23 protein-coding genes are annotated in these 23,184 nt (G+C 67.9%); 6 read left to right on the top strand and 17 right to left on the bottom strand.

Features of this window, described 5'->3' with window-relative positions; translation table 11 throughout:
* Positions 1–22 precede the first annotated feature (22 nt).
* Positions 23–2,056: a putative bifunctional diguanylate cyclase/phosphodiesterase gene (locus tag ACWPN7_RS04500; RefSeq protein WP_459196739.1), complete on the bottom strand. Its 2,034-nt coding sequence runs from the start codon at positions 2,054–2,056 to the stop codon at positions 23–25.
* A 401-nt stretch (positions 2,057–2,457) separates the two neighbouring features.
* Complete coding sequence (gene rpoH, locus ACWPN7_RS04495) at positions 2,458–3,333, bottom strand: RNA polymerase sigma factor RpoH (RefSeq protein WP_103039169.1); 876 nt, start codon at positions 3,331–3,333, stop codon at positions 2,458–2,460.
* Positions 3,334–3,583: 250 nt separating this feature from the next.
* On the opposite strand from rpoH, the gene ACWPN7_RS04490 reads away from it, so the two are divergent.
* On the top strand, positions 3,584–3,958 hold the full coding sequence (locus tag ACWPN7_RS04490; RefSeq protein ID WP_040134186.1) for a response regulator: 375 nt from the start codon (positions 3,584–3,586) through the stop codon (positions 3,956–3,958).
* 103 nt (positions 3,959–4,061) lie between these two features.
* Positions 4,062–5,072 carry a M23 family metallopeptidase gene (locus ACWPN7_RS04485; protein WP_103039170.1) on the top strand — a complete coding sequence of 337 codons (1,011 nt, stop codon included), beginning with the start codon at positions 4,062–4,064 and terminating at the stop codon, positions 5,070–5,072.
* A gap of 47 nt (positions 5,073–5,119) precedes the next feature.
* Here the strand turns inward: ACWPN7_RS04485 and ACWPN7_RS04480 are convergent, their stop codons facing one another.
* From ACWPN7_RS04480 to ACWPN7_RS04455, 6 genes are all read right to left on the bottom strand, one after another.
* Positions 5,120–5,575: a hypothetical protein gene (locus ACWPN7_RS04480; protein ID WP_051658214.1), complete on the bottom strand. Its 456-nt coding sequence runs from the start codon at positions 5,573–5,575 to the stop codon at positions 5,120–5,122.
* Positions 5,576–5,766: 191 nt separating this feature from the next.
* Positions 5,767–6,255, bottom strand: coding sequence for a YajQ family cyclic di-GMP-binding protein (locus ACWPN7_RS04475; protein WP_035679074.1), 489 nt, complete (start codon positions 6,253–6,255; stop codon positions 5,767–5,769).
* 124 nt (positions 6,256–6,379) lie between these two features.
* On the bottom strand, positions 6,380–6,916 hold the full coding sequence (locus ACWPN7_RS04470) for a hypothetical protein (RefSeq protein ID WP_149650378.1): 537 nt from the start codon (positions 6,914–6,916) through the stop codon (positions 6,380–6,382).
* Positions 6,917–6,938: 22 nt separating this feature from the next.
* Complete coding sequence (locus ACWPN7_RS04465) at positions 6,939–7,574, bottom strand: DUF2135 domain-containing protein (RefSeq protein WP_040134190.1); 636 nt, start codon at positions 7,572–7,574, stop codon at positions 6,939–6,941.
* Positions 7,571–8,224 carry a MotA/TolQ/ExbB proton channel family protein gene (locus ACWPN7_RS04460; protein ID WP_040134191.1) on the bottom strand — a complete coding sequence of 218 codons (654 nt, stop codon included), beginning with the start codon at positions 8,222–8,224 and terminating at the stop codon, positions 7,571–7,573. Before ACWPN7_RS04460 ends, ACWPN7_RS04465 begins: the two co-directional genes overlap by 4 nt.
* A 502-nt stretch (positions 8,225–8,726) precedes the next feature.
* Positions 8,727–9,137, bottom strand: a complete 411-nt coding sequence (locus ACWPN7_RS04455; protein WP_103039172.1) for a bacteriohemerythrin — start codon at positions 9,135–9,137, stop codon at positions 8,727–8,729.
* Between the two features lie 114 nt (positions 9,138–9,251).
* On the opposite strand from ACWPN7_RS04455, the gene ACWPN7_RS04450 reads away from it, so the two are divergent.
* A complete protein-coding gene (locus ACWPN7_RS04450) occupies positions 9,252–10,385 on the top strand; it encodes a hypothetical protein (protein WP_459196738.1) in 1,134 nt (377 codons plus the stop codon).
* A 44-nt stretch (positions 10,386–10,429) separates the two neighbouring features.
* Positions 10,430–10,981 carry a hypothetical protein gene (locus ACWPN7_RS04445; RefSeq protein WP_451993922.1) on the top strand — a complete coding sequence of 184 codons (552 nt, stop codon included), beginning with the start codon at positions 10,430–10,432 and terminating at the stop codon, positions 10,979–10,981.
* Positions 10,982–11,042: 61 nt separating this feature from the next.
* Here ACWPN7_RS04445 and ACWPN7_RS04440 read toward each other — a convergent pair whose 3' ends face one another.
* From ACWPN7_RS04440 to ACWPN7_RS04410, 7 genes are all read right to left on the bottom strand, one after another.
* The gene (locus ACWPN7_RS04440) at positions 11,043–12,047 is read right to left on the bottom strand and encodes a peptide ABC transporter ATP-binding protein (protein ID WP_051658215.1); all 1,005 of its coding nucleotides are present in this window, start codon (positions 12,045–12,047) and stop codon (positions 11,043–11,045) included.
* The gene (locus ACWPN7_RS04435; protein ID WP_451993924.1) at positions 12,047–13,051 is read right to left on the bottom strand and encodes an ABC transporter ATP-binding protein; all 1,005 of its coding nucleotides are present in this window, start codon (positions 13,049–13,051) and stop codon (positions 12,047–12,049) included. The genes ACWPN7_RS04440 and ACWPN7_RS04435 overlap by 1 nt, the downstream gene beginning before the upstream one ends.
* A 22-nt stretch (positions 13,052–13,073) precedes the next feature.
* Entirely contained in the window at positions 13,074–14,000 is a 927-nt protein-coding gene (locus ACWPN7_RS04430) for an ABC transporter permease subunit (RefSeq protein WP_137116251.1), read from the bottom strand.
* Between the two features lie 8 nt (positions 14,001–14,008).
* On the bottom strand, positions 14,009–15,019 hold the full coding sequence (locus tag ACWPN7_RS04425) for an ABC transporter permease subunit (RefSeq protein ID WP_035679052.1): 1,011 nt from the start codon (positions 15,017–15,019) through the stop codon (positions 14,009–14,011).
* Positions 15,020–15,151: 132 nt separating this feature from the next.
* Positions 15,152–16,753 (bottom strand): ABC transporter substrate-binding protein, encoded by a 1,602-nt coding sequence (locus ACWPN7_RS04420; protein ID WP_040134197.1) that lies wholly within the window; start codon positions 16,751–16,753, stop codon positions 15,152–15,154.
* Positions 16,754–16,889: 136 nt separating this feature from the next.
* Positions 16,890–17,360 carry a GNAT family N-acetyltransferase gene (locus tag ACWPN7_RS04415; protein WP_149650380.1) on the bottom strand — a complete coding sequence of 157 codons (471 nt, stop codon included), beginning with the start codon at positions 17,358–17,360 and terminating at the stop codon, positions 16,890–16,892.
* A gap of 29 nt (positions 17,361–17,389) precedes the next feature.
* A complete protein-coding gene (locus tag ACWPN7_RS04410) occupies positions 17,390–18,154 on the bottom strand; it encodes a class I SAM-dependent methyltransferase (RefSeq protein WP_459196737.1) in 765 nt (254 codons plus the stop codon).
* Positions 18,155–18,266: 112 nt separating this feature from the next.
* Here ACWPN7_RS04410 and ACWPN7_RS04405 point away from each other — a divergent pair, with 112 nt between their 5' ends.
* Both ACWPN7_RS04405 and ACWPN7_RS04400 read left to right on the top strand, forming a co-directional pair.
* Positions 18,267–19,064, top strand: a complete 798-nt coding sequence (locus tag ACWPN7_RS04405; RefSeq protein ID WP_459196736.1) for a helix-turn-helix transcriptional regulator — start codon at positions 18,267–18,269, stop codon at positions 19,062–19,064.
* 29 nt (positions 19,065–19,093) lie between these two features.
* Positions 19,094–20,050: a DMT family transporter gene (locus tag ACWPN7_RS04400; RefSeq protein WP_349620239.1), complete on the top strand. Its 957-nt coding sequence runs from the start codon at positions 19,094–19,096 to the stop codon at positions 20,048–20,050.
* On the opposite strand, the gene hutU is transcribed toward ACWPN7_RS04400, so the two are convergent.
* Both hutU and hutI read right to left on the bottom strand, forming a co-directional pair.
* Complete coding sequence (hutU, locus tag ACWPN7_RS04395) at positions 20,028–21,716, bottom strand: urocanate hydratase (protein WP_040134201.1); 1,689 nt, start codon at positions 21,714–21,716, stop codon at positions 20,028–20,030. The two genes, ACWPN7_RS04400 and hutU, sit on opposite strands and share 23 nt — an antisense overlap.
* A 236-nt stretch (positions 21,717–21,952) precedes the next feature.
* Entirely contained in the window at positions 21,953–23,167 is a 1,215-nt protein-coding gene (gene hutI / locus ACWPN7_RS04390; RefSeq protein WP_459196735.1) for an imidazolonepropionase, read from the bottom strand.
* Positions 23,168–23,184: the final 17 nt, after the last annotated feature.

Below are 23,184 nucleotides of genomic sequence, written 5' to 3'. Positions count from 1 at the left end.
TCCGGCCTCTTCCGCCGGACGCTCAGGCCATCGCGGGCTGCTGGGCGCGGACCATCGCCGCGAAGGCATCCGGGGCGGCCGGGCGGCCGAACAAGTAGCCTTGCAGGAGATCGCAGCCGACGGAGACCAGGAAGTCCCGCTGCTCCTCCGTCTCGACCCCTTCGGCCACCGTGACGAGGCCGAGGCCGTGCGCCATGCCGACCGCGGCGCGGACCAGCGCCCCGTTCTTCAAGTTGTCCGGGATGTCTTCCATGAAGGCGCGGTCGATCTTCAGCTTCGACACCGGAAGCTGCTGCACATAACTGAGCGACGAATAGCCCGACCCGAAATCGTCGATGGCCACCTGGACGTCGATGGCCTCCAACTCCGTCAGGGTCTGCACGGCGGCCTTCAGATCGCGCACCGCCGCCTGCTCGGTGATCTCCAGCCCCAGCCGTCCGCGCAACTCCGGATGGCAGCCCAGCAGATCCTCAAGACGGGAGCTGAGGTTGCCGCGCAGGAACTGCGGACCGGAGATGTTGATGAAGATCTGGTTGGGCAGGGTGCCCGCCTTCTCCCACACGGCCATCTGCTCGACGACCGCGGTCAGCACCCAGTCGGTGATGGGGACGATCAGGCCGCTTTCCTCGGCGACCGGAATGAATTCCCCGGGGGAGACCGGACCCAGCGTGTGCTGGTTCCAGCGCAGCAGCGCCTCCGCCCCCACGATCCGGCCGGAGCGGGCCTCCACGATGGGTTGGTAGGCCATGTGCAGCTCGTTCCGCTCGATGGCATGGGCGAGATGCATGGTCAGGAACATGCGCCGGGTCGCCGCCGCGGCCATCTCCGGCGTGTAGAAGCAGACGGTGTTGCCGCCGTTGTGCTGGGCCGCCTGAAGCGCCAGCTTGGCCTTGGCGTTCAGCTCCTCCAGCGTGCGGATATCGGCGTCCTGCACCGCGGCGCCGATGGACAGGCGCAGCCGCACCCAATGGCGGTCGGCGTAGATGGAGGCGGTCAGCCGGTCATGCAGCAGATCGGCCATCGTCTCCGCCTGCTCCGCGCTCTCCACGCGGGACAGGGCGGCGAATTCGTCGGCGGCGATGCGGCAGACGTAGGTCTGCTGCGGCAGCACCTCGGTCACGCGGCTGACCATCGCCTTCAGAGCGGCGTCGCCGACATGGAAGCCGAACGCCTCGTTGATGTCGCTGAACTGATCGACGTCGAGCGCGTAGAGCGCAAACAGACCCCCTTCCTGACCGGGAAAGGGCGCGGCGAGCACGGCCTCGCACTCCTCCAGGAAGGCGGTGCGGGTCAGAACGCCGGTCAGCGGGTCGTGCCGGGCGAGATAGGTCGCCCGCTGCTCCGCCGCCAGCCGTTCGGAGATGTCGCGGATGATGCCGACGAACACGACCTCGCGCGCCAACTGGGCCTGCCCGACGCTGAGATGGATCGGGAACACCGCGCCGTCCTTGCGGCGCCCGAGCGCGTCGCGCCCGATGCCGATGATCTTGGCGCGTTCCGTTTCCAGATAGCTGCCGATGTACTTGTCGTGATCACGGGAAAAAGGCGACGGCATCAGGACGGAGACGTTCCGCCCGATCAACTCCTCCTCGTCATAGCCGAACAGGTCGCGGCAGGACCGGTTGACCGTGCGGATGATGCCATGGCGGTCCGCCACGACCACCCCGTCCACCGCCGCGTCGAGCAGCGTGGTCACGAAGGGATCGCGGCGCAGGACGAAATCGGCGATGCGGGCCGGATCGGTCACGTCCTGAAACAGCCCCAGGAAGCCTTGGCCCCCGTCCCCGGTGCGGTGGGGAAGGACGCAGCCGGTCAGCACGCCGCGCCCGCCGTCCGCCCGTTCGACCTCGCAATCCACCGGGGCGGCCTCTCCGGTCTGGCCGGCGCGGTCCAGCGCCTGCACGACCGCGCGCGCCAGCGGATGGTCGAACTCGGCCAGGGACCGCCCTGCCAAAGCTTCGGGCGACGTCCGCAAGGCGGTGGCGAAGGCGGAATTGGCGAACAGGCAGCACCGCCCGGCGTCGGCGTAGACCAACGCGAAGGAGGCCTGATGCATGAGGCTGTCAGCCAGCGACGCCAGAAACGCCGATGTGGTCGGCATTGCCGGGGTGGGCGGGCTGTCAGGCCCCTGATGCTCTGCCGGAGACACGTTGGACAAAACCGTACCCGCTCACCAAGGCGCCCCGGATGATCGAGACGAGGCCCGATACCCAGGGGTGCATAGAAACCGAGTTGTCATTATGACGGCTTGCGGAGCGTTTTCCAACAAATTGCGGCGAAATCACAACATCTGTTGCATCCACCACTCCCCGTACCACAACCCCAGGCAGGAGAACGCCGCCCCGTCTCACCCGGCGGAACGGCCCCGAGGACGGAAACCAACCCTCCAGGATATACGCCCTTCGATATACACCAGGGAGGATTGGGAGGCAATGCGCCTCCCTTCGCGCCGCCCCCTCAAGCCGCTGCGGCGAGTTCCCGCACCCGCTGGGACAGCTTCTGGAAGGCACGCTCCTCGATCTGGCGGATGCGTTCGCGGCTGACGCCGTAGATGGCGGCCAGATCCTCCAGCGTCTTCGGCGAGGGGCTGAGGCGGCGGGCGGTCAGGATGTCGCGCTCGCGGTCCTTCAACACCGCCATCGCGTCGCGCAGCATGGCGCTGCGGTGCATCGCCTCGTCACGCTCCAGCAGGCTGTCCTCGGCGTTCGGGCGCTCGTCGGGCAGGAAGTCCTGCATCTCCGCGGTCCCCTCCCCGGCGGAGAGCGGCGCGTTCAGCGAGGCAACCGGCTGAACGAAGCGGCGGTTCACCGCCACCACGTCGCTTTCCGGCACGTCGAGTTCCTGGGCGATCCGGGACACGCTTTCCGGCTTCAGGTCGCCGTTGCCGAACTCGCCCAGCTTGCGCTTCAGGCGGGACAGGCCGAAGAAGAGCTTCTTCTGGGCGCCGGTGGTGCCCAGCTTCACAAGGCTCCAGGAGCGCAGGATGTATTCCTGGATGGACGCCTTGATCCACCACATCGCGTAGGTGGACAGGCGGAAGCCGCGGTCCGGTTCGAATTTGCGGACGGCGGTCATCAGGCCGATGTTGCCCTCGCCGACCAGATCGGTCATCGGCAGGCCGTAGCCGCGGAAGCCGGTGGCGATCTTGACGACCAGACGCAGATGACTGGTCACCAGCTTGCGGGCCGCCTCCATGTCGCCATGCTGGCGCCATGCGGTGGCCAACACATACTCCTCCTCCGCGCCCAGAACGGGGAAGCGGTGGACCTGCTCGATGTAGCGGGACAGCGACTCGCCGGGAAAGGGCGTGGTCAGTGCCAATGCGGTGCTCATGTCACATCCTCTTGAAAGCGATATGACCCAATCCGCCGGCCCCCGTGCTGGGCAACCGGCGCCTTCTCCGTGAAGGCGCCCCCAGTTTACGCGCACGGAACGCCAAGTCAACGCCGTGCGGGCGCGAGTGTAGGGTGCCGTGCCCGGGACGCATGGCCGCCCCTGCATAAACGGGGCATAAACCACCCCGGCCTTATTCAGATCGGCCAATCCCGAACCCAATCACCAATTCACGTGAGGGCAAACTCCGATGGCCGACATCCTTGTCGTCGATGACGACCCGGTATCCCTCAGCATCGTCACCAAGATTCTGGAGAAGGAAGGCAACACCGTGACCGGCTGCACCGACGCGCGGGCGGCCATCGAGTCATTGACCTTCCATGAGTTCGACCTTCTGGTCACCGACCTCATCATGCCGGAGCATGACGGCTTCGAGGTCATCCAAGTGGCCAAGAACCTGCGCCCGGACCTGCGGATCATCGTCCTGTCCGGAATCGACGAGCGGGTGCCGCCGGAACTGACCATGCAGGCGCTGACCAAGCTGGGCGTCGCCCGAATGGTCCGCAAACCGATCAAGCCAACGATCCTCGCCTCCGAAGTGCTCGCGGTGCTGATCGCCGGCTGATGGGCTCTGGCCGGCCGGCGTATGGCTTCCTCACGATTGCGTCGGAGCCGGGCTTCCCTCACCCTGCCCTGGCCGACCCGCCCCTCGTCCCAGGGAAGCCCGCATGATCCGCGCCGCGCTCGCCACCGCCTTCTCCGCAAGCCTCCTTATGGGCGCGCTGGCCTTCGCCGGCCCCGCCGCCGCGGCACCGCCGGCCTTCGGGGCGCCGATCGACTGCCGGATCGGAGAGACCTGCTTCGTCCAGAATTACGTCGATGAGGACCCCGGCCCCGGCTGGCGCGACCATGCCTGCGGACGGCTGAGCTACGACGGCCATGACGGCACGGATTTCCGCCTGCCCGACTACACGGCCATGGACAAGGGCGTCGCCGTGCTGGCCGCGGCCGCAGGAACCGTCCTGCGGGTGCGCGACGGCATGGAGGACGTGAACGTCAACGTCATCGGTCGCGACACGGTGATGAAGGTCGGGGGCGGCAACGCCGTCATCATCGAGCATGGCGACGGCTGGCAGACCGCCTACCTGCACATGAAGCGCGGCAGCGTCGCGGTCACCCCAGGCCAGCGTGTAGAGGCCGGGCAACGGCTGGGAGACGTCGGGCTGTCGGGCCTGACCGAGTTCCCCCATCTGCATTTCGGCGTGCGCCACAACGGCGCGGTCGTCGACCCCTTCGTCGGCCAGCAACCCTTCACCGCCTGCGGCCAGGCCATGAAGCCGCTGTGGGACGCCGCCACGGCCAAGGCGCTGGCCTACCGCCCGACCGCCGGCCTCAGCGCCGGCTTCGCCACCAGCCGCGTTCCGGAAGCCGAACCGGCCCGCCACGGCGAGTTCGCCGGGGAGACGCTGAAACCGGACTCGCCCCTGCTGGTTCTGTGGTCCGACATCATGGGCGTCCGCGACGGCGACACCCAGCGAATCCGCATCCTCGACGGCGACGGCCGGGCCCTGTTCGACAACAGCAAGGCCATCACCGGGGACAAGGCGGCGTGGTTCGCCTATCAGGGGCTGAAGCGCCCGGCGTCGGGATGGCCCAAGGGCCCGTACCAGGGCATCGTGACGCTGACCCGCGACGGCAAGACGGTGGTCACGCTGGAACGCCGGCTGGAGGTTCGCTGAGCCGGCAGCCGGCCGTTATTGGGTTGAGCCGTTACTGGGCTGAGCCGTTACTGGGCCGATCCCGTCTTCATGCGGTCGGGAACGCCCTGGGTCAGCAGCGTGGTCAGCCAGCGGAAGTTCGGCGCGCTTTCGGCCTGGAGCGCGCTCTGCACCACCTGCATGGCCTCCTCGGCGTTGGGCGCCGGCATGTCGGGGGTGTGGCCTTCGGCGCTTTGGCCGTTGGACGCCGCATCCCCTCCGCTCTGCGCGAAGACGCTGACGGCGCCGACACCCAGCCGGTGGGCGATCGCCGAGCCTCCGGTGACCGGGCCCGCCGCGGAAGACGCCATCAGGCCCGACGCACCATCCTCGCCGCCGACGCCGTTCAGCTGCTCCAGCATCGCGGCGAACTGACCGGCGAGTTCCCCCGCCTGCCGGGGCGCACCCGTGCCTTTGCGCTCCAGCAGCTCTTCAGCCCGGATGCGCATCAACTGGGAAGCGTCGGCGTTGGCCGGTATCGACATGGCGCGTGGACCCTGCGGCGTTCGGCTACCGGATCAGGGCAAGCAAGGGATGGGCCATCGTCGAGAGGGGCGGAGAAGCGGGCGGTGCGGCCTCCCCGCCGCCCGCGCGCCCGGCAAAAATTTCCGCCCCACCCGGCAAGAATGACCGCTCGCCCGGCAAGAACGGCCCTGCGGCGTGCCCTTGTCCGCCCTCAGTCCCGGAAGTTCAGATACTGCAGGGGCTGCTCGATCTTCAGCCCGCGCACCAGGGCGATGGCGTCCTGGAGGTCGTCGCGCTTCTTGCCGGTGACGCGCAGCTCGTCGCCCTGGATGGAGACCTGGACCTTCATCTTGGCGTCCTTGATCGCCTTGACGATGGTCTTGCCGAGGTCCTGGGCAATCCCCTGCTTGACGGTGACGACCTGACGCAGCGCATCGCCCGCCGCCCGCTCCGGCGGCTTGGAATAGTCCAGGGCGCCGGCGTCCAGCTTCCGGCGGGTGACGTAGACCCGCAGCAGTTCCTGCATCTGTTCCAGTTTGGGGGCGTCGTCGGCCAGAAGGGTGATGTCGTTCTCGGTGCGCTCCACGGTGCAGCGCGAGCCCTTGAAGTCGAAGCGGGTCTCGATCTCGCGGCGCATGCCGTTCAGCGCGTTGTCGATTTCGTGGATGTCGGTCTTGGACACGATGTCGAAGGACGGCATGGGACTCTCTTTGCTCAGGCGGACGGAATCGCGGAACCGTAGACGAGGCCGCACCCCGCCTTCAAGGGGCCTGCACGGAAGCCATGACGAAAGCGGCCGGCAAGCGCCCTCAGCCCGTCGGGTCTCAGGTCGGCTGGCCCGGGTGCTGGAACTCGATCCCCGGATTGCCGCCCGGCCCGCCGTTGCCGGGCGCGTTCTCATAGGGCTTGTCCGGCATCTTCGGCTGCGGCTGCGCGTAGAATCGCGGCTCCCGGTCATCCCAGGATCGCTCGAAGGGCAGCCGCATCATCGGGTTCGTGCCGTTGCGCTGGGCCTCGCGCTGGGCCTCCTGCAACTGCTCCGCCATGCGGCGGTCCCAAGGCAGGCGGTAGAGGTTGGGCGCCTGCTCCCAGAGAAGGGTGAGGTAGATCGCTTCGTTCTCCACCAGCGTGGCGCTCAGCACCTTCGCCTCTCGCACGTTGGCCCCCATCCATTCCAGCGTGACCGGCTTCGGGCGGCCCAGCAGCGCCGCCGGTGCCGCGTAGGCCGCCGGCAGCAGCAGGGCGAACAGCAGCAGGATCACCACGCGCGCCATCCGGCTGCGCGTCCAGCGCAGGGCCGACAGGACGAGCAGCAGGGTGACGACGGCGACGAAGCCGAAGATGACGGTCAGGCTTTCCATGGCGCACTCTCGATCCGACGGGTCAATTCTTCGCCGAGCGCAGCGGCTTGAACACGGCGTTCAGGGACCCCGGCACAAGCTCACCTCGTTCGTTCAGGTTGAAGCGGAAGGCTGTGATCTCCTGCCCCTCGTGGTCCAGCCGGACGCGTGTGGCGGCGATGGTGGCGGCCCCCGATTCATGCTCCGCCTTGACGCGCGCGACCACCCGGACCCAGATGGGAAACACATTCTCCAGATTGCGGAACATATGCACGTTGACGGTGTACTCGCCTGGAGGAATGCCACGGGAGTAGGAGGTTTCGAAATTGATTTCCGTGGGATCGGCGTAGGCGCCCAGATCGTCGCGCAGCAGGTTGAAGATCAGTCCCGACTTGTTCGAATAGCCGACCGGCACATCGCCCGGCGCCTGCACCCAAAGATCGACGTCGCTGCGCAGCTTGTCGTCCCAGCGCGCCTCGATGATGACGTTTCCCGGCGGCTCCATCCCCGCCGCCGCGGACGAGGAGGACTCGTTCTGCTGGTTGGCTTCGGTCTTCTTGGCCTCGTTGATGAAGGGGACCGCCAGCACCGCGCAGGCCACGAAGCCGCACAGCAGCAGCGTCAGCAGGTCACGCGCGACGAGCACACCGGTTTGGTCCTCGCCCAGGAAGTCGTTCATGGTGTGGCCTCACCGCCCAGGGCGCCGTAGGGGGCCGTTTGCGGCGTGGTGAAGTCCGGCGTCCCCGTCCGCGGAGCCAGCCGCGAGCGGGCGTGGGCCTCGTCCATGATCAGGGCGCACAGCGACGCCGTGGCCCCGCGCAGAAGCTGCAGGTTGCAGGTGGTCCACAGGCACAGAGCGCCGCCGAGCATCGTGGCGTAGATCGCCACGCCCAGACCGCTCGCCAGCGTGGTCACCATGGCGCCGGCCGAGGCGGCGTTGCCCACCATGTCCGGCGTGATGTTCGCGGCGAACAGGCTGAAGCCCCAGGCGGTGCCGATCAGGCCGAGCATGCCCAGCGCGTTGGCGATGTGCTGAAGATGGGAGATCCGCGAGAACAGGCGGATTTCCAGGGCGCGCTCGCTTTCGACCTTCATCAGCCGCCCGCCGCCGAGCTTGGCCCGGTCCAGCTCACCCCCGATCTTCCACACCCGGTAGGCCGACATCACCAAGCCGACCACGAACACGATCCCGATGATCGCGGTCGCCACGGCGATGTGCCCGGTCAAGACCCGGTCCAGCCACCCCTGCACATAGAGGACGAAAACGAACGCCGAAATGGTCAGGTTGAAGGCAACGAATTTCGCCTTGAGGAGCCACTGTTCTTCCATGGTTTTGACCCTGTGACGGTTGCGTGTGTCTCCGGATCGTCATGTTCAGGCGGCGATGGCGCGTAACGGCGGCGCCTCGGGCAGCCGGGCGGCGGTGGCGGGATCAGGAGAGCGGGGGACGGATTGGCGGCGGCACGCGCCGGCAGCGCCAGCGCGGTTGTCCTGGGCGCTGGTGGCGGGACGGCTCCGTTTCGGCCATCGGTTCATCGGCGCACCTTCGCCGGAATTGCGCGATGACGGAGCCATTCAGGAGTCATCCGTCACGTCATGAACCCCGGCCCCGGCCAAGAGTTCCCGACACCCGGCGATGGCTGTGCCGGGTCGACGCGCGACTCCCTTGGGGGAAACCCCCACCATCGGAGAGAAAAAGCGAACGGTCAGGAACGTTCCGTCCCGTCGACCGGTGCCGGCGATCGGGCCGGTCTTCAGGTGTTTTGCGGCCCGCCCTGCCCGCTCACCGGAAGACGGGCGCGGCCACGGCCGTCCTTCGGGAAATGGCCCTTTACGCCACGCCCTTTTCCTTCAGGAAGGGCCCGTACTTCTTGTCGGTACCCTGGATGTGCTTGATCAGCCAGTTCTTCAGGAAGTTCATCACCTCCATGCTCAGCGTGGCTGTGGCACCGGCGTGGTATTTGCGCTGCACCTCCAGCACCTGATTGGCCAGCGCGTCGTGTTCCGCCTTGTGGGCGTCGCGGTCCGGGTAGCCGAGGCGGGCGAAATGCTCCTCCTCATGGGTGAAGTGCGACTTGGTGTAGGCGACGAGGCTGTCGAGGATGCCGCCCAGCGCCTCCTTGCTGCGCCCTGCCTGGACGGCGTCGAACAGCTCGTTGACCAGGGCGACCAGTTGCTTGTGCTCCTCGTCGAACTGCGCGATCCCGACGCTCAGCTTGTCGTTCCACACCATCAGCGGCATTGCGCCAATTTCCTTCCCAAACGGACCTCGTTTCCCCCCAACGGCGCGGGCAATGACCACGGCCGGCGCGAGGGTATCCCTTTCCGCACGGCGGTTCAACGCCCAGTGAGCCCCGTGACGAGCCGCGACGCTCCGATTTGCCCTCACAACCTCGCGTTCCGTGCGTCCTGCATGTCAAGAGGCGCGCCGCCTCGCCTGTCCACCCGGAGCACAGGACACGGAAGAATGCCCTACAAAAAGGTTCAGTTCGTCGCCCACCTCATCTTCACCGGCCCCGACGTCGTCATCGAGCGCGAGTTCGTGACGTCGTTGTTCGGCAAAAGCGTCAGGACGACGGCGAAGCAGCGCTACCTCGGCCTGGACAAGCCGGAGGACGACATCGCGGAGCGCGTGAAGCTGGTCGGCTGTGCGATCGACGCCGCCCGCGCCTCGACGCAGATCGACACGTCCGACGAGACCCTGAAGATATTCATGATGCCGGAGTTCTTCTTTCGGGGAAAAACCGGCGCCTACGAGATGGACGATGTGCAGACCCTCGTCGACAAGCTGCACGCTCTGGTCGCCGACGCCAAATGGAAGAACTGGCTGTTCGTCTTCGGCACCATCGTCGGCAAGTCGGAGCAGGTCATCGGGACGAGCTTGCTAGCGCAATTGATCGCCAAGCTTTTCCCACCGGACACGGAGGCTTACAATTACAGCCTGATCCAAAAGGGCGGCTTCGGCAACGACAAGGAACTGGGGCAGCGGACCGCCTTCGCCGTGCTCAAGGAAAAAAAGTCCGGAATCGACTTCATCCGGGCCGGAACCATGAAGGACGGCGGCATCGCCCTTGAGCGAGTCAAGCATTTGGCTCCGTCCAACACGACCCGAAGCGAAAGCCAGCACCGCAATTACGACGGCTCGTCGGTCTTCACCCTGGACGGGCTGATCTTCGGATTTGAAATTTGCCTGGATCATCTGGTCGGCAGGCTGCGCAAGTCCCGAAACCTCGCGCCCATCGATGTCCAGCTCATCCCCTCTTGCGGTGCGGAAGTCGACCCGCTGAACATTGCTGTGAAACCCGACGGCCTCGTCCTGCACTGCGACGGGCTGGGCTGGGGATGCGACGCGCAGGCGGTGACGCTGCCTCCGGTCGTGGCCGCCCCTGCTGAAATCCTGCCCGTGAACGCCGTCGGCGTCCGCGTAGCCGACATCTTCGCGCGGGACGCCGGGGACCTCCACGTCTTTCCGGCGCTTGCGCTGCCCTGATCCATCCGCGCCGTCGTCAGCCCGTCCTTACGAAAGGCCATATCATGCCGAGAACAGTTCTGAACATCGCCGCGGGCTACATTCCACTCTTCGCGAGCGATTTCGATCGGTGCGGCGTCACCCGCCTGATCAATTTCGATCCACTCGACCAATCCGAAGCCACCCTCGCGCTCCAGGCAGCTCTCAACTGCCTTGTCGGCGATGTTCAGAACGTCCAAGGTCCGCCGGAGGTCGAGTACTTCACTGCCCGACAAGACACCATTCAAGCGATTGGAGACGATCGGATCGATCTCACGATGTCCGTGTCGCCTTACGGATTTGCGGTGGTGGACGAGTGGAACGACGCCCTCATGAATGTAGGAAGTTACGTGATGCTCTTTGGCAACCCGGCCAATCCTTACATCAAGAAAAACCGCGCCTTCACCAACGCCATCTGCAACAAGTATCAGGAGCTTACCGAGGGGTTGGTGGATGGCTTGGAGGATTGGCTCGGGGAAATCGCGTCGCATGTTCTCTGGGGATACTCGTCCTACCTGACGGCCCTGAACGGCAACACGACACTCCAAATCTGCAGGATCTTCAAAAAGATCCAATAGGCCGATGCCGGGCTTCACGCCCGGCACCGGACTGGATTCACCCGATCGCCGACGCCCTGCCCTATGCCATCTCCTCGGCAAAGTGGCAGGCGACCAGCCGCTCGTCCACCGGACGCAGGGCGGGCACCTCCGCCGCGCAGCGTTCCGTGGCGTGGGGACAGCGCTTGTGGAACGGGCAGCCCGGCGGCGGGTTCAGCGGCGAGGGCAGCTCGCCCTTCGGGATCACCCGCTCCGCCCGCAGCGCCGGGTTCACCCGCGGCGTGGCGGCCATCAGGATGCGGGTGTAGGGGTGGCGCGGCCGGCTGTAGACCACGTCCTTCGGCCCATGCTCCACCGGTCGGCCGAGATACATCACCATCACCGCGTCGGCGATGTGCCGGACCACGCTGAGGTCGTGGGAGATGAACAGGTAGGCGAGGTTCAGCTCCTCCTGAAGATCCATCATCAGGTTCAGCACCTGCGCCTGGATCGACACGTCGAGCGCCGACACCGGCTCGTCCGCCACGACCACCCGCGGGTTCAGCATCAGCGCACGGGCGATGGCGATGCGCTGGCGCTGGCCGCCGGAGAACATGTGCGGGTAGCGGTCCACCTGATCAGGGCGCAGACCGACCTTCGCCATCATGGCGACGGCCCGCTCCCGGCGCTCCTGCTTGCCCATCGGGGTGTTGATGACCAGCGGCTCCGACAGGATCGAGCCCACGGTCTTGCGGGGATTCAGCGATCCATAGGGATTCTGGAACACCATCTGGACGGTGCGCCGCAGCTCCTTCATCTCCGCGGCGGTGCGCCCAACCACGTCGCGACCGTCGTAGAGAAGCTGGCCCGAGGACGGCGGCTCGATCATGGTGACGGAGCGCGCCAGCGTCGACTTGCCGCAGCCGGACTCGCCGACCACCGCCAGCGTCTTTCCGGCTTCGAGCTGGAAGGACACGCCGTCCAGCGCCTTCACGGTGGCCGCCGGCTTGAAGGCGCCGCGCTTCACCGCGTAGTGCTTGCGCAGGTGGATGGCTTCCAAAACCACCGGGCCGGTGGCCGGCATGACGTCGGTGAGGATGTCGGTCATCACAGAACCTCCCCGGCGCCGACCGGAGCGTCGGGACTCAAATTGTCGGATAGCGGATAGAAGCAGCGCGCCTTGCCGGCGTCCACGTCGAACAGGGCCGGCCGCTCGATGCGGCAGCGGTCGGTGGCGAAGCGGCAGCGCGGGTTGAACAGGCAGCCCTGCGGCCGGTCGCCGATGCCCGGCACCACGCCGGGGATCGTCGGCAGCCGGCGCTTGCCCAGCGCCCGCTCCGGCAGCGCGTCGAGCAGCGCGCCGGTGTAGGGGTGGCGCGGCGCCTTGAACAGGGCGTCCACCGGGCGCGTCTCGGCGACCTGCCCGGCGTACATGACGACCACCCGCTGCGCCGTCTCCGCCACCACGCCCATGTCGTGGGTGATCAGGATCAGCGCCATGCCCCGCTCCTTCTGGAGGCGGACCAGCAGGTCGAGGATCTGCTTCTGGATGGTCACGTCGAGCGCCGTCGTCGGCTCGTCCGCGACCAGCAGGCGCGGGTTGCAGGCGATGGCGATGGCGATCATCACGCGCTGGTTCATGCCGCCGGAGAGCTGGTGCGGGAAGGCCGACAGGCGGCTTTCCGGAGCCGGGATGCCAACCTGCTCCAGCAGTTCGATGGCGCGGTTGCGCAGCGCCTTGCCGGACAGCCCCTCATGCACCTTCAGCGTCTCCATGATCTGGAAACCGACGGTGAAGCAGGGGTTCAGGCTGGTCATCGGCTCCTGGAAGACCATGGCCACGTCCTTGCCGGTGATCTTCCGGCGCTGCGACGGGCTCATAGCCAGCAGGTCCTTGCCGCTGAAGTGCATGCGGTCGGCGACCACCGTGCCGTTGGAGCCGAGCAGGCCCATCACGGCGAGCGAGGTCACGGACTTGCCGGACCCGGACTCGCCGACGATGCCCACCACCTCGCCCTCGTCCACGGTGAGGTCGATCCCGTCCACGGCGCGGAAGGTGCCGGCGCGCGTGGTGAACTCGACGGACAGGTTCTTGATATCGAGAAGAGGCATGGCAGCCCAGGAATAGAAGGGTTCAGCGTTTCAGCTTGGGATCGAGCGCGTCGCGCAGCCCGTCGCCCAGCAGGTTGAAGGCCAGCACCGTCACCAGGATGGCCACGCCGGGCCAGGTGACGACCCAAGGGGCGCGCTGGAGGAACTGGAGGGACGAGGCCAGCATGGTGCCCCACTCCGGCGTCGGCGGCTGCGCGCCGAGGCCGAGGAAGCCCAGCGCCGCAGCGTCGAGGATCGCCGTGGAGAAGCCCAGCGTCGCCTGGACGATCAGCGGCGCCACGCAGTTCGGCAGGATCACCACCAGCATCAGCCGCAGCGGCCCGGCCCCCGCCACGCGGGAGGCGACGACGTAGTCCTTGTTGGTCTCCGCCATCACCGCGGCGCGGGTCAGGCGGGCGTAGTGCGGGATGACCACGATGGACACAGCCAGCATGGCATTGACCAGCCCCGGCCCGAGGATCGCCGCCACCACCACGGCCAGCAGCAGGCTGGGCAGCGACAGCAAGATGTCCATGAAGCGCATGACCAGCGCGTCGGTGACGCCGCCGAAGAAGCCGGCGACCATGCCCAGCGCCAGCCCGACCGCCAGCGACAGCGTGACGACGATCAGGCCGATCATCATCGACAACCGCGCCCCGAAGATCAGCCGCGACAGCATGTCGCGCCCGATGTCGTCGGTGCCGAGGAGGAAGGCCCAGCGCCCGCCCTCCTGCCAGACCGGCGGCACCAGGATGGCGTCGCGGTACTGGATGTTGGGATCGTGCGGCGCCACCAGCTCGGCGAACAGCGCCACCACGGCGATCAGCAGGATCACGGCGAGGCCGGCCATGGCCCCCTTGTTCTGCCGGAAATGGTACCAGAACTCGACCAGCGGGTGCGGCGGCTGGGAAACCGGCGGAGAAGCGGCCGGAAGAGTCTCCGGAACGCCCGTCGTCGTAGGAGTCGTCATGGCTCACCTCACCGCGAATGGCGAATGCGGGGGTTCAGGACGCCGTAGAGAACGTCCACCAGCAGGTTCACGGTCATCACCGTCGTTGCGATCAGCAGCACCCCGCCCTGGAGCGCCGGATAGTCGCGGCGGTTGATGCTCTCGATCAGCCACTTGCCCACGCCGGGCCAGGAGAAGATGGTTTCGGTCAGGATCGCGCCGCCCAGCAGCGTGCCCACCTGAAGACCGATCACGGTGACCACGGGGATCAGCGCATTGCGCAGGGCGTGCATGCCGATCACCCGCTTGCCCGCCAGCCCCTTGGCCTTCGCGGTGCGGATGTAATCCTCGCCCAGCACCTCCAGCATGGCGGAGCGCGTCATGCGCGCCACGACGGCCAGCGGAACGGTGCCGAGAACGATCATCGGCAGGATGAGGTGGTGCAGCGCCGACCAGAAGGCGCCGTATTCGCCGGCCATCAGCGTGTCGATCAGCATGAAGCCGGTCACCGGCTCCACGTAATAGAGCAGGTCGAGCCGCCCGGATACCGGGGTCCAGCCCAGCCCCACCGAGAAGAACAGGATCAGCAGCAGGCCCCACCAGAAAATCGGCATGGAATAGCCGGTCAGGCTGATGCCCATCACGCCGTGGTCGAAGATCGAGCCGCGCCGGACCGCCGCGATGATCCCCGCGGGCAGGCCGACCACCGTGGCGAACAGCATGGCCAGCGCCGCCAGTTCCAGTGTCGCCGGGAACAGCGTCACGAATTCACTGAACACCGAATTGCGCGTCACCAGCGACACGCCGAGATCGCCCTGAAGCACCCCGCCGATGTAGTCGAGGAACTGATGCCACAGCGGGCGGTCCAGCCCCAGCTCGTGCCGCAGTTCGAGAAGCCGTTCGGGCGGGATCCCGCGCTCACCGACGCGCACCTCGATGGGGTCGCCGGGCACAAGGCGGATCAGAAGGAAGGTCAGGAAGGTGACGCCGAGAAAGGTCGGAATCACCAGGCTCACCCGCGTCAGGATGAAGCGTAGCATCGGATCGTCACCGGGGGCTCGAAACGAAAGCAAGGGGGCCGCGGCCCCCTTTTTTACCTCTGCATCCGCAAAGGGAAGCCGGGGGTTTAATGCCCCGGCCACCGCTTTGTAAAGCCGCTTGCTACGCTGAGTTTATTGTTTCAAATCGACGCCGTAGAAGCGATGGATGCCGAACGGGTCCATCTTGTAATCGACCACATTCTTGCTCAGCGCCATGTGCACGACCGAGTGCGCGACGGTCAGCCACGGGGCCTCTTCCTTGAAGATGACCTGCGCCTGCTCGTACAGCTTGGTGCGGGCGGCGATATCGGTGGTGCGCTTGGCCTGGACGACGAGGTCGTCGAACTCCTTGTAGCACCACTTGGCGATGTTCGACCCGCCCGGACGCGCGGCCTCGCAGCCGAGCAGGACGTGCAGGAAGTTGTCGGGGTCGCCGTTGTCGCCGGTCCAGCCCAGCATGCCCATCTGGTGCTCGCCGGCCTGGAGGCGCTTGCGGTACTCGCCCCACTCGTACTGCACGACCTTGGCCTTGATGCCGACCTTGGCGAGGTCCGCCTGCATCATCTCGGCCATGCGCTTGGCGTTGGGATTGTACGGGCGCTGCACCGGCATGGCCCACAGGTCGGTCTCGAAGCCGTCCGGGAAGCCGGCCTCGGCCAGCAGCTTCTTCGCGCGCTCCGGATCGTAGGGGTAGTCCTCGATCTCCTTGTTGTACGACCACATGGTCGGCGGGATCGGGTTCTTCGCCGGGACGCCGGCGCCCTGGTACACCGCATCGACCACGGCCTTCTTGTCGATGGCCATGTTCAGCGCGCGGCGGACACGCACGTCGTCGAAGGGCTTCTTGGTGACGTTGAAGGCGAGATAGCCGACGTTCAGGCCTTCCTGCTCCATCAGGGTGATGGCGCTGTCCTTCTTCATCGCCTCCAGATCGGCCGGGTTCGGGTACGGCACGATGTGGCATTCGCCGGCCTTCAGCTTGGCGTAGCGGACGGCGGCGTCGGGCGTGATGGCGAAGACGAGGTTGTCGAGCTGCGCCTTGCCGCCCCAATACGGCTCGAACGCCTTGTAGCGGATGACCGCGTCCTTCTGGTAGGCGACGAACTGGAACGGGCCGGTGCCGATCGGCGCCTGATCGATCTTGTCGATCTGGTTCTTCTTCTGCAGGGTCTCGGCGTATTCGGCGGACTGGATGGGCGCGAAGGGCATCGCCAGATTGGCGATGAAGGGCGCCTCGACCTTGTTCAGCGTGAACTTGACCGTGTAGTCGTCGACCTTCTCGATCGACTTCAGCAGGTCCGGCATCGCCATGTCGTTGAAGTAGTCATAGGCGCCGCCGGACACCTTGTGGAAGGGGTGATCCTTCTTCCACTGACGGTTGAACGACCACAGAACGTCGTCCGCGTTGGCGTCGCGGGTCGGCTTGAAGTCGTTGTTGCTGTGCCACTTCACGCCCTTGCGCAGGTGGAACGTGTAGGTCAGCCCGTCCTCCGACACCTCCCACTTCTCGGCGAGGCCGGGGATCACCTTGGTGCCGCCGTACTCGAACTGCACGAGGTTGTTGTACACGGGCAGCGAGACGTCGAAGCTCGTTCCGGTCGTGTTGACCATCGGGTTGAAGTTTTCAGGGCTGCCCTCGGAGCAATAGACGAGGGTCTTGGCGGCCTGGGCCGGCGCAGCAAGCGCCAAGGTGGCGGCAACGCCGAGCCCGGCACCCAGCAGGATGCGCTTCATTCCTAACAACCTCCCGTGTTCGGTCGATTGGCCGCCCGTTCTTTTCGGCGGCCGGTGATGCGGGTTCATTTGGCGCGTGGCCGAATCGTCTGTCAACACGCAACCAAGCGGCATCACGCAAGCTCCACGGCCGGTGTCAGGCCAAGCGGAATTTCAATCGCGGCCCGATCTCCGTGAAGCCCTCGCGCTGGTAGAATCGCAGGGAATCCGGCCATTCCGCGGCAGACGGAGCGCCCACCTCGACCCGCGTCCAGCGATGGGCGCGGCCATGGTCGAGAACGGCCCGGATCAGCCGCCGCCCCACCCCGGCGGAGCGCGACTCCGGCGTCACGTACAATTCCCGGATCGTCCCGAACCGACCCAACGTGGAGATGCAGGCCCCCTCCGACAGGGTCGCGACGCCGAGCGGACGCCCCGCCCCGTCCTCGGCCAGGAAGACCGTGCAGGACGGGCCGTCGCCGCTCAGCAGGGATTCGGCGACGGCCAGCATGACGGCCCGCGGCGTGTCGTTCTGCCCGGCGGAGAGTTCGGAGAGCAGCGCCGCCACGAGGCCGGTGACCGTGCCCGCGTCGGCAAGCCCGGCCTTTCGCACATGAACGTCCCCCATCGCCGCCCCTCCCCGATCTTTTCTTGTGGTCAGCAAGCCTCCGCTTCGATGGTCAGGCTGTCCAGGAGAAAGCTGCCGTCCTCCAGGATGTCGAAGTGGCGGCGCACCTCGTCGGAGGCGAGGTCCTGGAGGGCCCGGATGGCCTGGGCGCGCAGCTCCGGGGTGGAGGTGCGGGCGGTCCAGACGGCGAACTCCATGCGCAGGCGGCGCGGCGTCAGGCCGGTCACCGCGAAGCCGGCGCGCGACAGCGCGGCCATCCATTCCGCGGCGCTGTAGTTGCGGACGTGCGAGGTGTCGCGCAGCAGTTCCACCGCCTGGAGATGGGTGTCCAGCAGCGGGTGCCCCGGCGATACGATGTCCACGAAGACCGCCCGCCCGCCGGGGGCGAGCACCCGCCGCGCCTCGCGCAGGCCGGCCTCGGCGTTCAGCCAGTGATGGGCGCTGAAGCGGCTCAGCACCACGTCGAAATGGCCGTCCGCGAAGGGCAGACGCTCGGCGGGGGCCTGGGTGGTGGTGATGTTGGTCAGGCCGCGCTCCGCCGCGTTGCGGGCCACCGCCTCCAGCATCGGGGCGGTGACGTCCACCGCCACCACCGCGGCGGCGTGGGGGGCGGCGCGGTAGGCGACATGGCCGCCGCCGCAGCCGAGATCCAGCACGCGGCCGGCGTTCTTCCCGCGCAACGCGTCCTCGATCTGGTCCAGGTCGGCGCCTGAGGCGTGGACGGCGCTGGTCACATAGGCGTCGGCGCGCTGGCCGTACTGTGCGGCGACGACGCCGTGGTGGCTGTTGGTCATGGCAGCGATTCCGTTCGTGTTTGTTGGGGCGTGTTCGTCGTGAGGACCCAGCATCGGGCTTCCGGCAAACTGGTACAAGGCAAGCGCTTATCCTGGTATAAGCGCTGCCACCATGAGTTCCGACGACGATGCCCGGCACCGGCTGGGCGCCTTCCTGCGCGCCCACCGGGAGCGGCTGACCCCGGTGGAGGCCGGCATCCCGCAGGCCGGCTCTGCCCGCCGCCGCACGCCCGGCCTGCGGCGGGAGGAGGCCGCCCAGCTCTGCGGCCTCAGCCCGACCTGGTACACCTGGCTGGAACAGGGGCGTGAGGTCTCCGTCTCGCCGCAGGCGCTGGCGCGCATCGCCGGGGCGCTGCGGCTGACCGCGGCGGAGCGCGCCTATCTGTTCGAGCTGTCGCGCAAGCGCGATCCCGACGCCGACGCGAAAGACGGACCGGACCCTCGCCCTGCCACGCTGCTGGCCGCGCTGGAGGTTGTGGCGGCGCCGGCCTACCTGCTCGACCGCGTCTGGACGGCGGTCGGCTGGAACGCCGCGGCGGCGCATCTCTTCTCCGGCTGGCTGGGCGGGGCGGAGCGGAACCTGCTGCGCTACGTCTTCCTCGATCCCACCGCGCGGGGCTTCATCGCCGACTGGGAGGACCGCGCCCGCCGGCTGCTCGCCGAGTTCCGCGCCGACACCGCCCGCCGCGCCGGGGATGCGGAGGTGACCGCCTTGGTCGACGGCCTGCGCGCCGCCTCCCCCCGCTTCGCCCGGCTGTGGGAGGACCAGGGCGTTCTGGAGCGGGAGGGCGGCACCCGCGGCTTCACCCATCCCCAGGACGGGACGCTGGTCTACGAACAAGTGACGTTGTGCCCCGCCGGACGATCCGACTACAAGCTGGTGATGCTGCTGGGGCCGCAGGCTCCGTAAGACGCCCACCGACCTTCCCCGGACGCCCCATGGACCGCCAGCCGCGCAACGCCGTCTTCATAGCCTACAGCCTTTATCTGCTCTCCTCGGCCTTCTTCGCCTCCAACGTGGTGATCGGGCGGGCCGCAGCGGCCATCGTGCCGCCGGTTGGGCTGGCCTTCTGGCGCTGGGTGCTGGCCTTCCTGATGATCCTGCCGCTGGCCCTGCCCGGCCTGATCCAGCACCGCCACGCCCTGCGCGCCTCGTGGAAGCGGTTCCTTCTGCTGGGCGCGCTGGCCCAGGGCGTGTGCGGCGCCGTCGTCTACATGGGGCTGGAGCGCACCAGCGCCACCAACGCCGCGCTGATCTACGCCACCAGCCCGGTCATCATCCTGATGATCGCCGCCCTGTGGCTGCGCGAGAAAGTGACGCCGCGGCAGGCCGCGGGAATCGCCGTCGCCATGGCCGGCGTGCTGGTGATCCTGACCCGCGGCGACGCGCAGGCGCTGCTGCATCTGTCCTTCAACGCCGGCGACCTGCTGATCCTGGTGGGGTCGGCGACCTGGGCGGTCTACACGGTGCTGCTGCGCCAGACCCGCAGTTCGCTGCCGGTGGTGACGGTGTTCGCAGCGAACGCGCTGGCCGGAGTCGTCGTGCTCGCCCCCTTCTACGCGTGGGAGACGCTGGCCCTGCGCCCCGTCCCGCTGAGCCTGGATGCCGCCGTCCGCATCGCCGGGGTGGCGTTGTTCGCCTCCGTCCTGGCCTTTCTGACCTACCAGAAGACGATCAACCTGATGGGGCCGGCGCGGGCCGGCACCTCGCTCTACGTCATGCCTCTGTGGGCGGCGGTGGCCGCCTGGGCGCTGCTGGGCGAACAGCTCCAGATGTTCCACCTGCTGGGCGTCCTGCTGGTCCTGCCGGGGGTGGCGCTGGCGACCCTGCCGCCGCGCGCCGCCCCCGCCAAGCCTGCCCCCGCCAAGCCGGTCAGCGGATCATCGGAAGCGTGAGCCCCTGCTCCTTGGCGCAGTCCTTGGCGATGTCATAGCCGGCGTCGGCGTGGCGCATCACGCCGGTGCCCGGATCGTTGGTCAGCACCCGCCCCAGCCGCCTGGCCGCGGCGTCCGTCCCGTCGGCGACGATGACCATGCCGGAATGCTGGCTGAAGCCCATGCCGACGCCGCCGCCATGGTGCAGCGACACCCAGGTCGCCCCCGAGGCGCAGTTCAGCAGCGCGTTCAGCAACGGCCAGTCGGACACCGCGTCGGAGCCGTCGATCATCCCCTCCGTCTCGCGGTTCGGGCTGGCGACGGAGCCGCTGTCCAGATGGTCGCGGCCGATGACGATGGGGGCCTGCAGCTCGCCCTTCGCCACCATCTCGTTGAAGGCGAGGCCGAGCCGCGCCCGGTCGCCCAGACCCACCCAGCAGATGCGCGCCGGCAGGCCCTGGAAGCGGATGCGCTCGCGCGCCATGTCCAGCCAGTTGTGCAGGTGCGGGTTGTCGGGAATCAGCTCCTTCACCTTGGCGTCGGTGCGGTAGATGTCCTCGGGGTCGCCGGACAGGGCGGCCCAGCGGAAGGGGCCGATGCCGCGGCAGAACAGCGGCCGGATGTAGGCCGGGACGAAGCCGGGGAAGGCGAAGGCGTCGGCCACCCCCTCGTCCTTGGCGACCTGCCGGATGTTGTTGCCGTAATCCAGCGTCGGCACGCCCATGGCGTGGAAGTCCAGCATGGCGCGGACATGGACCGCCATCGACGCCTTGGCCGCGGCGACCACCGCCGCCGGGTCGCTGCGGCGCTTTGTCTCGGCCTCCTCCATTGTCCAGCCGGCGGGCAGGTAGCCGTTCAGCGGGTCGTGGGCGCTGGTCTGGTCGGTCACCGCGTCGGGGCGGAAGCGCGGATCGGTCTTGGCACGGCGCACCAGTTCCGGGAACACCTCCGCTGCGTTGCCGAGCAGACCGACCGACACCGCCGTGCCGGCGGCCTGGGCCTCCCACAGGATCGCCATCGCCTCGTCGAGGCTGGTCGCCGAGCGGTCGAGATACTTGGTCTCCAGCCGCCGCTCGATGCTGCGGGCGGAGCATTCCACCGCCAGCATCGACGCCCCGGCCATGGTCGCGGCCAGCGGCTGCGCGCCGCCCATGCCGCCCAGCCCGCCGGTCAGGATCCAGCGGCCTTTCAAGTCACCGCCGTAATGCCGCCGCCCGACCTCCACGAAGGTCTCGTAGGTGCCCTGCACGATGCCCTGGCTACCGATGTAGATCCAGGACCCGGCGGTCATCTGGCCGTACATCATCAGGCCCTTGGCATCCAGCTCCCGGAAATGGTCCCAGGTCGCCCAGTGCGGCACGAGGTTGGAGTTGGCGATCAGCACGCGCGGCGCGTCGGCGTGGGTGCGGAAGACGCCGACCGGCTTGCCCGACTGGACCAGCAGCGTCTCGTCCTCGTTCAGGGTCTTCAGCGACGCGACGATGGCGTCGAAGCAGTCCCAGTTCCGCGCCGCCCGACCGATGCCGCCATAGACCACCAGCTCGTCCGGGTTCTCCGCGACGTCGGGGTCGAGGTTGTTCATCAGCATGCGCAGCGGCGCCTCGGTCAGCCAGGACTTGGCGGACAGGTCGGTGCCGTGCGGCGCCCGGATGACGCGGCGGTTGACCGGCGGCTTGGTGTCGGACATGTGACTCGTCCCTCTCGGATTTTGCTTGATGCGCTTGTTGTTTTCAGACGGCAACAGTGCCGCCACATCTGATTTCCCCTCTCCCCTCTGGGGAGAGGGTTAGGGTGAGGGGGGTGCGCTTGTGCCGGACGTACCGCCATGCACATCCTCCTCACCGGCCCTCCGGACCACCCTCTCCCCAGAGGGGAGAGGGTTATAGGCCGGCTCAGTTCCGTCCGTGTTGCCCCGATGATATCTTACGCTTGGAGCGATTTCACCAGCCGCCCGCTCCGCACCACCGCGGTGCAGGGGTTGGCGCCCAGCCAGTAGCACAGCTCCGCTGGGTCGCCGACGTCCCACACCGCCAGATCGGCGACCTTGCCGGTCTCAAGCGTGCCGTGGGTGGTGGCCATGCCCAGCGCCTGGGCGGCGTTGCGGGTGACTCCGGCCAGCGCCTCCTGCGGGGTCAGGCGGAACAAAGTGCAGGCCATGTTCAGCATCAGCAGGAGCGACACGGCAGGCGAGGTCCCGGGGTTGCAGTCGGTGGACACCGCCATCGGCACGCCGTGGCGCCGGAACAGCGCGATGGGCGGCAGCTTGGTCTCGCGCAGCATATAGAAGGCACCGGGCAGCAGCACCGCCACCGTCCCCGCCGCGGCCATCGCCCGCGCGCCCTCCTCGTTTGTGTGCTCCACATGGTCGGCGGACAGCGCGTCGTAGCGCGCGGCCAGCGCGGCCCCGCCGCCGTCCGAGAGCTGATCGGCGTGCAGCTTCACCGGCAGGCCGAGCCGCCGCGCGGTGTCGAACACGCGGGCTGTCTGCTCCGGCGAGAAGGCGATCCGCTCGCAGAAGGCATCGACCGCATCCAGCAGCCCCTCCGCGGCCAGGGTGGGCAGAATCTCGTTGCAGACCAGCGCGATGTAGTCGTCCGCCCGCCCGGCGAACTCCGGAGGCAGCGCGTGGGCAGCCAGCCCGGTCGTCCGCACCGTGACGGGAAAGCGTTCGCCCAACGCCCGCGCCGCCCGCAGCATCCGCCGCTCCGTGGCGAGGTCGAGACCGTAGCCGGACTTCACCTCCACCACCGTCACGCCCTCGGTCAGCAGCCGTTGCAGGCGCACGGCGGCGCTGGCGATCAGGCTCTCCTCGTCGGCAGCGCGGGTCGCGGCGACGGTCGAGGCGATGCCGCCCCCGGCGCGCGCGATCTCTTCGTAGGTCGCGCCCTCCAGCCGCATCTCGAACTCGCGGGCGCGGTTGCCGCCGAAGACCAGATGGGTGTGACAGTCGATCAGCCCCGGCGTGACCCAGCGCCCTCCTAGGTCATGCTCCTCGGCGGCGCGACCGGCGGGGCGGTCCTTGGCGGCGCCGATCCAGGCGATCCGCCCGTCCTTCACGGCGATCAACGCGTCCCGCAGGACGCCTCCCGGAGCCATGGTGGCCGCATGACCGTTGAACCACAGGCTGTCCCACTCCATCATCCCCTCCCCGGCTT

The sequence above is a fragment of the Azospirillum sp. UENF 312511 genome (assembly GCF_058780635.1).
This window is presented reverse-complemented; position numbering and strand designations above follow the sequence as displayed.